11 protein-coding genes are annotated in these 8,278 nt (G+C 61.9%); 6 read left to right on the forward strand and 5 right to left on the reverse strand.

Annotated elements, in window-relative coordinates:
• From SSA01S_RS18015 to SSA01S_RS18035, 4 genes are all read right to left on the reverse strand, one after another.
• Window positions 1–1,097, reverse strand: a 1,097-nt coding sequence (locus SSA01S_RS18015) for a replication initiation protein (protein WP_244885708.1), incomplete at its 3' end; no start/stop codon positions are given.
• Between the two features lie 385 nt (window positions 1,098–1,482).
• Window positions 1,483–1,779 carry a hypothetical protein gene (locus tag SSA01S_RS18020; RefSeq protein WP_061781503.1) on the reverse strand — a complete coding sequence of 99 codons (297 nt, stop codon included), beginning with the start codon at window positions 1,777–1,779 and terminating at the stop codon, window positions 1,483–1,485.
• Complete coding sequence (locus tag SSA01S_RS19705; RefSeq protein WP_156477938.1) at window positions 1,776–2,669, reverse strand: hypothetical protein; 894 nt, start codon at window positions 2,667–2,669, stop codon at window positions 1,776–1,778. Before SSA01S_RS19705 ends, SSA01S_RS18020 begins: the two co-directional genes overlap by 4 nt.
• A complete protein-coding gene (locus SSA01S_RS18035; protein ID WP_061781506.1) occupies window positions 2,669–2,938 on the reverse strand; it encodes a hypothetical protein in 270 nt (89 codons plus the stop codon). The genes SSA01S_RS19705 and SSA01S_RS18035 overlap by 1 nt, the downstream gene beginning before the upstream one ends.
• 224 nt (window positions 2,939–3,162) lie before the next feature.
• On the opposite strand from SSA01S_RS18035, the gene mobQ reads away from it, so the two are divergent.
• From mobQ to SSA01S_RS19710, 6 genes are all read left to right on the forward strand, one after another.
• Complete coding sequence (gene mobQ / locus SSA01S_RS18040; RefSeq protein WP_061781507.1) at window positions 3,163–4,227, forward strand: MobQ family relaxase; 1,065 nt, start codon at window positions 3,163–3,165, stop codon at window positions 4,225–4,227.
• 61 nt (window positions 4,228–4,288) lie between these two features.
• A complete protein-coding gene (locus SSA01S_RS18045) occupies window positions 4,289–4,582 on the forward strand; it encodes a type II toxin-antitoxin system RelE/ParE family toxin (protein WP_244885709.1) in 294 nt (97 codons plus the stop codon).
• A 119-nt stretch (window positions 4,583–4,701) separates the two neighbouring features.
• Window positions 4,702–5,010, forward strand: coding sequence for a HigA family addiction module antitoxin (locus SSA01S_RS18050; RefSeq protein WP_037447531.1), 309 nt, complete (start codon window positions 4,702–4,704; stop codon window positions 5,008–5,010).
• 175 nt (window positions 5,011–5,185) lie between these two features.
• Complete coding sequence (locus SSA01S_RS18055; protein WP_061781508.1) at window positions 5,186–6,643, forward strand: DNA sulfur modification protein DndB; 1,458 nt, start codon at window positions 5,186–5,188, stop codon at window positions 6,641–6,643.
• A gap of 128 nt (window positions 6,644–6,771) precedes the next feature.
• On the forward strand, window positions 6,772–7,335 hold the full coding sequence (locus SSA01S_RS18060; protein ID WP_061781509.1) for a recombinase family protein: 564 nt from the start codon (window positions 6,772–6,774) through the stop codon (window positions 7,333–7,335).
• 6 nt (window positions 7,336–7,341) lie between these two features.
• Window positions 7,342–7,746: a hypothetical protein gene (locus SSA01S_RS19710; RefSeq protein WP_156477940.1), complete on the forward strand. Its 405-nt coding sequence runs from the start codon at window positions 7,342–7,344 to the stop codon at window positions 7,744–7,746.
• 4 nt (window positions 7,747–7,750) lie between these two features.
• Here the strand turns inward: SSA01S_RS19710 and SSA01S_RS19310 are convergent, their stop codons facing one another.
• Window positions 7,751–8,191: a MerR family transcriptional regulator gene (locus SSA01S_RS19310; RefSeq protein WP_082795179.1), complete on the reverse strand. Its 441-nt coding sequence runs from the start codon at window positions 8,189–8,191 to the stop codon at window positions 7,751–7,753.
• Window positions 8,192–8,278: the final 87 nt, after the last annotated feature.

An 8,278-nucleotide genomic window follows, 5' to 3' on the forward strand; every position in this document is an offset into this window, starting at 1 on the left:
CCCCACTTGGTGGCACACCCCGTAACCCATTTCGTCCAATCTGCCTTGAGGGCATCCCCTATCAATTTACGGCGCTGTTCGGGGCGCACGCGGGCATACTGATCCGCCAGTCGCTGTACGGAGTGACCACCACCTAGGGCCATTCCGATTGCATGAAGCTCTGGGGTCTTGAACTCGTCCACCTGATCGTCGGCTGGCCAGCGCAGGGTGTCTGAAACCGATAGCCGAGAAGCCGCCGAAGCGATGAGGCTGGCGGTATCGACGATGGTTTCTGTCGTTCCTTCCCGGCGGGCCTTTCGACCGCTGCTATGGCGTCCTGCCTCATCGGCCGCGGCGTCAGTGGCGGCGTCGTCCTTAGGGGTGAAAGTCAGGGTGACGTGGGTGATCTTGCCCCGCGCCCCGCGCTTTTCCGACCAGTCCATCGTGAAGGCGGCGAGCTGATCGATTTCGGCTTTGCCAGGTGTCAGCACCAGACGCCGGAAGTCGGAGAAGTTTGGCATCGAATTAGAGGGTGCGCCAAGCCGCTCCCGCAGCTCATCGACCGTTCCGGACCATGTGGGGCTACGCCGTCCAGCCAGCAGGCAACCCATCTCATATAGGGTGATCGCATACTTCGACCGGAAGGCGAGCAGAGCCGCCCGGTTGAGGCGAGCGTAGTAATCGCTCCCCTGTAGGATTGCCCTAGCCGGTGCCGTGAACTCCCACTCGACGGTGGCTCGGCCGTCTTCGGCATGTTCGTTGAGCGTCCAGGCAAGCAGGGCAGCGGTGAGCGTCGCCGCACGCCCTTGCGCCGAGGTCGAAGGCATTTGGAACTTCACATCCATCAGCTCATCGAGGGTGTCCTGGATCCGATCATTGGCGTTGTGGGTGCCTCGCAGATCGCGCTTGGCGATGACATGTGATCCCAGTCGCCACGCTTCACCGGCAGCTTTGGCGATTAGAAGGGCTAGGGTCTTGCGGGCCGCCAAAGAGGGTGACGTACCCGCGCCGAACCGTGCTTCGATAAACTCGCCAGCTTTGACGATGGCATGACCGTCACGAACCGAGATCGTGGAAGCCGCCTTCATCGTGCGGCCGATAGGAAGGTCGTCGGGCACGGCATGAGCTTATCCAGTTACGACTTAAGATCAACGTCAATGTCATAGATCGCACAGTTACCCCATTCCTCACGGGGCACCCGATCCGTCGTAACTGAGCACCCCATTTGTCGTAGGTGCTCACCCCATTTGTCGTAACTGAGCACCCCATTTGTCGTAGGTCGTGCCATTTTTCCTATATGAATCAACAGACAAGCAACCCCTGAATCATAGAATCAATAGAATCTAGAATCATCGCGGGCGCGCGAGGCGGGCGTTGCATGATGACAAGCGGAATCGGCCTTCGGCCGATGCGCCGGTGATGCGTGCCGGCTACGCCGTCACAGGGGCGGCCTACCGGCCGCAGGCTTGGCGAGGAAGGAGTCGGAGCGAAGGCATCGCGCCATCATTCGCCAGTCGTCACGCGGCGAGGGGGTTTGCCGTCGCGCTCGTGGACAACGATCGCGGACACGCCGGAGGCGGCGATGCGATCAATCAGGCGATCGGCCTCCTCGTACTGGTCGCTGGGCCAGTCGCGGGCGACGTGGACGCGATCCCCGCCGATTTCCAGCGTCAGGTGCGAGATTGAGGGATCGAGATCGAGCAGCCGCGCCATGTCCACCTGGGTATCGAGCGTGACGCGCCGGATATCATGTCCGGTCATGATGAGCTGCCAGGTGCGGGTGCGATCATCGAGGTTCATGGCAGCAGCCACCCAGTGTAGGATTTGGCATCAGGGTTCGCGCCGAAGCACCAGTATGCCCCGTCGCGCTTTTCTCGCTTCCAACCGTGATCCTTGGGACAGGCGGCAATGGCGGGGATGGTTTGTTCGCTTGCCTGATCGATGCGGCGGGCGAGCTTACCGTTGACGGTGTTGGCCCAGCTCGCCGCAGCCGTTTCATCACGGGCGCGGGTATAGCCTTGCGCCTCGCCGGCCCCGTTACCCAGGTAGTAGCCGTAACCCCCGGCAATCGGCACCAGCAGGGCGAAGCCGGCGAGCGCGCCGTTCCACCACCTGTCCCACCGGCGCCGGCGCTGCTCATGGGCGCGGCGATCGGCGGCATCGGCCGCAAGACGATCGGTCAGGGCGGCGTGCGCGGCCGTGTCAGCGTCGATCCGACGTCGCAGGGCCTCTCCCGCCCCGGCAAGGCCGTCCGTGGCTCCACGACGCGCACCAGCCTCCGCACGGGCCTCCAGGGCGGCAGGATCGACCAGGCGGGCCGCTATGGCCTTGTCACGGGCTTCCTCGTCCTCAGCGCGCTGTGCGTCCCTGGCGGCGGCATCGGCAAGGCTGGCGCGCACATCGGCCACCAGATCGCGCAGGGTACCAAAGCCGGCGAGGACGCGCTGGATGTTGGTGTCGAGGTGGGAGAAGAAACTGTGCGCCTGGGCGGCGTCGGCGACATCGCGCGCGCGACCGGCGGCAGAGGGTGGCGGATCGGGGGGCGTGTCGAACTCGGCGGGATCGAACCTGCCGGCCAGGGCATCGGTTCGGCTCCCGCCACGAGCCATTCCCCTTCCGCGTTCCCGCTCGTTGAGCTGGCGGGCCTGTTCGAGCAGGCGACGGGGGTCGTCGTCGCGGTCGCGGTCCATCAGCGATCCTCCCCGGGCAGCGACCATCCGTCGAACGGTTTGCGATCCTGATCCCGGCTGATGCGGTGAGTCAGCTCGGAGACGATGCCGGCGAACCGCTTGTCCTTGCTGGCGGCGTCGATGAGCAGTCCGCCCAGGATGATCTTGCGGCGGGTATCGAGACGACGACCCTCGGCAGCAACACGGGCATTGAGCGCGTCGAGACGGGCCTTGGCCTGGTCAACTCGTTTGCGGGCCTGTTCGATGGCTTCGGGTGTCGGTGCCGCCATACTTTCTCCGCCTGAAAGCACGAATACGAAGCGACTATAGCGCAACCCATCAAACGAAGCCACCCGAGATGACGGTAGGAGACAAGGGCGCACTTTAGCATTACTGCGTAATGGGTGCGGCAGGGACACCCTGCACCCATGTCGCGATGCGACAGCGGGGCCTCCGCCCCACACCCCGACCAGCGTCATGCCGCTGGACTACGTTTGAGAAGGCACGCGCAGCGATGGCGATCTACCATCTGGCGGTGAAATCGGTGTCGCGCTCGACCGGGCGCAGCGCGGTCGCGGCGGTCGCGTATCGTGCCGGCGTCTGCCTCGAAAACGAGCGCGACGGCCTGGTGCACGACTACACGCGGCGGGGCGGCGTCGAGGACGCGTTCATCGTCGCCCCGGAAGGCGCGGAGTGGGCGCAGGACCGCTCCGCGCTGTGGAACGCGGCGGAGGCAGCGGAGAAGCGCAAGGACGCCAAGGTCGCGCGAGAATACGAGCTGGGGCTACCGGCCGAGCTGGACGCCGGCCAGCGCCGCGACCTGGTTCGTGCCTTCGCGGAGGATATCCGCGACCGTTACGGGGTGGCGGTCGATGCGGCGATCCATGCCCCGCATGATTACGGCGACGATCGTAACCACCATGCCCACGTCATGACGACGACGCGGGTAGCGCAAGCGGACGGACTGGGCGCGAAGACGCGCCAGCTCGACGTGCGCTCGACGGCCTCGGTCGAGGTCGAGGCGACCCGCGAGCGGTGGGCAGGGATGGTCAACGACGCGCTGGAACACGCCCAGGTGGCCGAGCGGGTCGATCACCGCAGCTACGAGCGTCAGGGGCTGGATATCGAGCCGACCGTGAAGATGGGCCATGCGTCGGCCGCGATCGAGCGCCGCGCCGAGCGCGAGCAGATCGCGGCCGGCGAGGAGCCACACGCCGTCACCCCGCGCGGGCAGATGAACGAGGCGATCATGGAGAAGCGGGGATTGAGCTTCTACATCGAGCGTGGTCAGGAGCGGATACGGGAATGGTCACACCAGCTCCGCGAGCGGGCCGAGCTGGCGATGCAGGGCATGTCGAGCCTGGTCCAGGGCGCGGCGCGGGCGATGCGATCGGGGCTGCAGACCAGCAGCGAGGGCGGGTTCGAGGTGGTGCCGGCGCTCGACCAGTCACCCCGGCTCGACCAGATACCAGCGATCGAGGTGGACCAGCCGGGGCAGCGTGGTCGCGATCGGCAGCGAGAGCAGGAGTTGGACCGTCAGTACGGGCGTGTCGGGCCGGATATCGGGTTCGGGCGGTAGGGTCGCCGCCGAAGAATCGTTTTCGGCAGAGTGTAAGGTAATACTTGACAAATGTCAGGAAATGCCTTACAATGTGTCTATGATTAAGACATACACCAGCAAGGCGCTTGAAGCCTTCGCCACCAAGGGAGATGGCTCAAAACTTCCCGTCCAGAACCACAACCGCGTTCGCCGCATCCTGCTCACGCTGGATGCGGCCACGAAGCCCGAGGACATGAATGTTCCGGGCTTTCGCTTTCATGGGTTGAGCACCAAGCCCAAACGATATGCGGTCGATGCCAGCGGCAATTACCGGGTCACATGGGCTTGGGATGACGGCGATGCGATCGACGTGAACATCGAGGATTATCACTAGGAGGGGTATGCCCCTCCTAAAAATCTGTCAGTCAATGCTTGACATGTAAGGCATTAGTTTACACATATGGCCTATACAGAGACGCATGATGATCCGGGATCGGCCCGGACAGGAGACAGATGATGAACCAGCTCGTATCCGGCCTTGCCCCAATGCACCCCGGTGAGCTGCTGCGGGAGGACATTCTGCCCGCGCTCAACAAGCCCAAGGCGGAGATCGCCAGGCTGATCGAGGTGTCGCGGCAGACCCTCTACGACATCCTTGCTGAAAAGCAGGATGTCACCCCGACTATGGCGCTTCGGATCGGCAAGCTCACCGGCACCACGCCCGAAATGTGGGTAAACATGCAGCGCAATTACGATTTGCGTGTGCAGGCGGTGAAGGATGCCGACATCATTGCGCGTATCCCGACGCTAGAGGCCGCATGACCTTAAAAAAATTAGCCAGGATATCAGAGGCATAAACCCAGGCTAAAAATAAAATATCACCAGGGACATTTTTACGTGGACATAATAATATCCCTGGTGCATTTATCTCCTCGCACCAGGGGCGGTTCACCGCAAAATGCCCGCCCGCTGGTGTGGTTCAGAAGAGGAGAAAGTTATGTACCCGAAGTTTGGTGACCTTCCCAGCCCCATCCGTGGTCCGCAGGACCTGGATAGTCTCGATATCCTGGCTGATGCCGGTGACGTGAACGAGACGCCGTTCAACGTCTTTATCGGTCACAATCTCGGCCATCGCGTTTTCACGATGTCGGTCCCGTTCCGTAAGTTTGCGGACATTTCCGGTGTCGCCAACAATCGCGAGGCGGGGCCTGTTGCACAGCGTGCGCTTGATGAGAACCACGCCAAGAAGCTGGCCGTCTACATGGTCAAGGGCCTCGTCTCTGCCGCAAAGATGCGTCGGGAGGCAACGGGTAAGGAGGTGCCAGAAACCTTCGATGCTCTACTGCGCCTTTTGGGCGAACAGCCCTATTTCTCGCTTCAGCCTTTGGTCTGCAACATCCGCAACGTGCCGCCTGGTGGCAATGGCGCTGGCGGTATTCGCGGCTTCCGGCTTGAAACGACCGGCGGTGAAACCGCTGGCTTCAAGGTGTTCTTGTCGGAGCGCCATATTCTGTGGGTGGTCGACGGGCAGCACCGTCGCCACGCTGCCGATATGGCGATGACCTTCCTGGAGCAGGTACGTCAGACCGGAAAGTATCCGGGCAAGGGAGCCGTTCTGTTCGTCGAAAAGGGGCGGCAGGTGACGGAAGACGAAATGCAGGTCTGGAACGAGGCATATGATGCGGCTCGTTCCTACGCGACCCTGACCGTCGAAGTGCATCTCGGCCTCGACATCGAGCAGGAGCGTCAGCTTTTCCACGACCTCAACCGCCTCGGGAAGAAGGTGGATGCATCGCTGGCGTTCCAGTTCGATGGTTCCAACCCGATCACCCACTTCATCAAGCGCAATCTCGCGGGTGATCTGGGTATCGCGATCACCGACTCCGAGGCCAAGGATTGGTCTGAGGACAGCGGCGCCCTTGTCCTCAAGGACCTCGTAGCGGTGAACGCGACGGCCTTCCTCAACAAGGGCAACATTTCCGGTGCAACGCCGGCTGTGATCGAGCCTCGCGAAGACAAGATCATGGAGCTGTGGAGCCGGATCGTTGAGATTCCGAACTTTGGCGGAAACCGCGCTAAAGAGAAGACCGTCGCGGCGCAGCCTGTCGTCCTCAAGGCTCTGGCAAAACTCGCCTACGACCTCAATTTCAACAATCGCCGCCCCGATAATGCCGACGAGCTTTACCGCAAGTTGTTGGATGGGCTGACCGACATCGATTTCTCGCATGAGAATCCCATGTGGAACTACTATGGGATGACTGATGGGGAGCGTCTGGACGCAGGGCTTGCCGGCCTGGCGGATTATCTGCCGGACGACAGCGTGCAGGCGAACCGCGACATCGGGTCTAAGCAGGGCGAGTACGTTCGGTTCGGTGCCAAGCACAATGACATCTTCCCGATCCTGGCGGATATGATCCGCTGGTCGGTGAACCTGCCGAGCCGACGCGAAGCCTAAGCGAAAACGGACCCCGTTATTATGGCGGGGTTCGTTTCCGATGCATAAATCATAGGTTCTGCATCGTGCCGGGAATGGCGGAAATCTGGGCGCTTCCGTGATGCATATATCCGATGCACAATGGTCGCATGATCTACGGCTATGCGCGCGTCTCCTCCAACGGGCAGGACCTCACCCAGCAGGTCGCCCAGCTCCTCGCTGCCGGTTGCGTGAAGGTCTACCAGGAGAAGGCCAGCGCCGCGTCGGCCGAGCGGCCGAAGCTCAAGCGCGCGATCGGCGCGCTCGATGCCGGCGACGTGCTGATGGTGACGGCCACTGATCGCCTGGCGCGCAACACCCGTGACCTGTTGAACATTCTCCATGCGGTGAAGGAGGCGGGGGCTGGCTTCCGGTCGATCGCGGAGCCGATGGTGGATACCACCTCGCAGTTCGCCGAGGTCGTCATCGCCGTACTGGGCATCGCGGCGAGCTGGGAGCGCCAGCGGATCGTGGAGCGCACCGCAGTCGGCCGCGACCAAGCCAAAGCCCGTGGGGTGAAATTCGGCCGGCGAGCGGCCCTCACCCCTCACCAGCAGGCCGAGGCGCTACAGCGGCTTGCCAAGGGCGACACGCAACGCACCGTCGCGGCCCTGCTCGGGGTCGATCAGGCGACGATATCGCGGCTGTCGCGGAGACAGGAAGAAAGGCCCTAATTAGCAATGTTTGGTTTCTTCAAAAAGAAAGCCGCAAAGCCAGACCTCCATTTTGCGGCAAAGGGTTACATGCAGGTCGCGATTACCCGTCAGCATCGACCTGATTTTGATCTCCACGTTATCGAGCGTGGTTATGCAGCGGAGTTGTTGGATGAAGGATGCTCGACGCAGCAGGTATGGTCTGCTCGTTGGGGAGGCGTCTGCGCTATCAACGGTTCACCATCAGATTTTGAAGATGCGGTAGCCGCTATGAGGGAAGCACGCCGAGAAACAGGTATGTCTGAAAGGATGGGTAGCAAAGAAGAGGCCGAGGCTATGTATCTGGCGGCAGCTACCGCCGTCGTCACTCTACAGAATACGATGGACCCGGAAGGCTACCCGCATTTTCTGGACTATATCGGGGCGCATTAAGCGGTCATTCGTCGGGGCGGCCAAATAGGCGACCGAAAAACCCCCTCTTGGATTCCGTGGGTCCGGGGCCGGCCAGCAGTCCGATCACTCGGGCTTGAGCCTCACGTCGTTCCTCATCCGATTGATCGAGGCGACGGCGAAGATCATCGATTGTGCCGTCCCGATCGCGCAACTGTTCCAAGGCAGCATCAAGACGAGCCTGCAACACATTGGAATCTGACCCGTTACGGGTGTCAGCATTGCCGTTGCGTATCGTTTCAGATGGCGTTTCGGTTACTGGTGCGGCAGACTTGGGGGGGTACACCCGGTGCAGTTCGACCGGCTCGATCGAGAAAGAACCGTCATCCTTCTTTATCGCAGAAATGCGACCGCTATTGATGGCTCGCGATATGGAAGCCTTGCTGATACCCGTTGCCTTTGCGGCTTCTCCGAGGGTGTAAGCCATCTTATCCGTCCCTGTTGCGGATCGTTTCAAAACGTAATTCGCTAACCGTTAGCAGAAACGGTCAGGTGGCGAAATGGTCAGACCCTG

It is taken from the genome of Sphingomonas sanguinis NBRC 13937 (genome assembly GCF_001591005.1).
In the GTDB taxonomy this organism is placed as follows: domain Bacteria; phylum Pseudomonadota; class Alphaproteobacteria; order Sphingomonadales; family Sphingomonadaceae; genus Sphingomonas; species Sphingomonas sanguinis.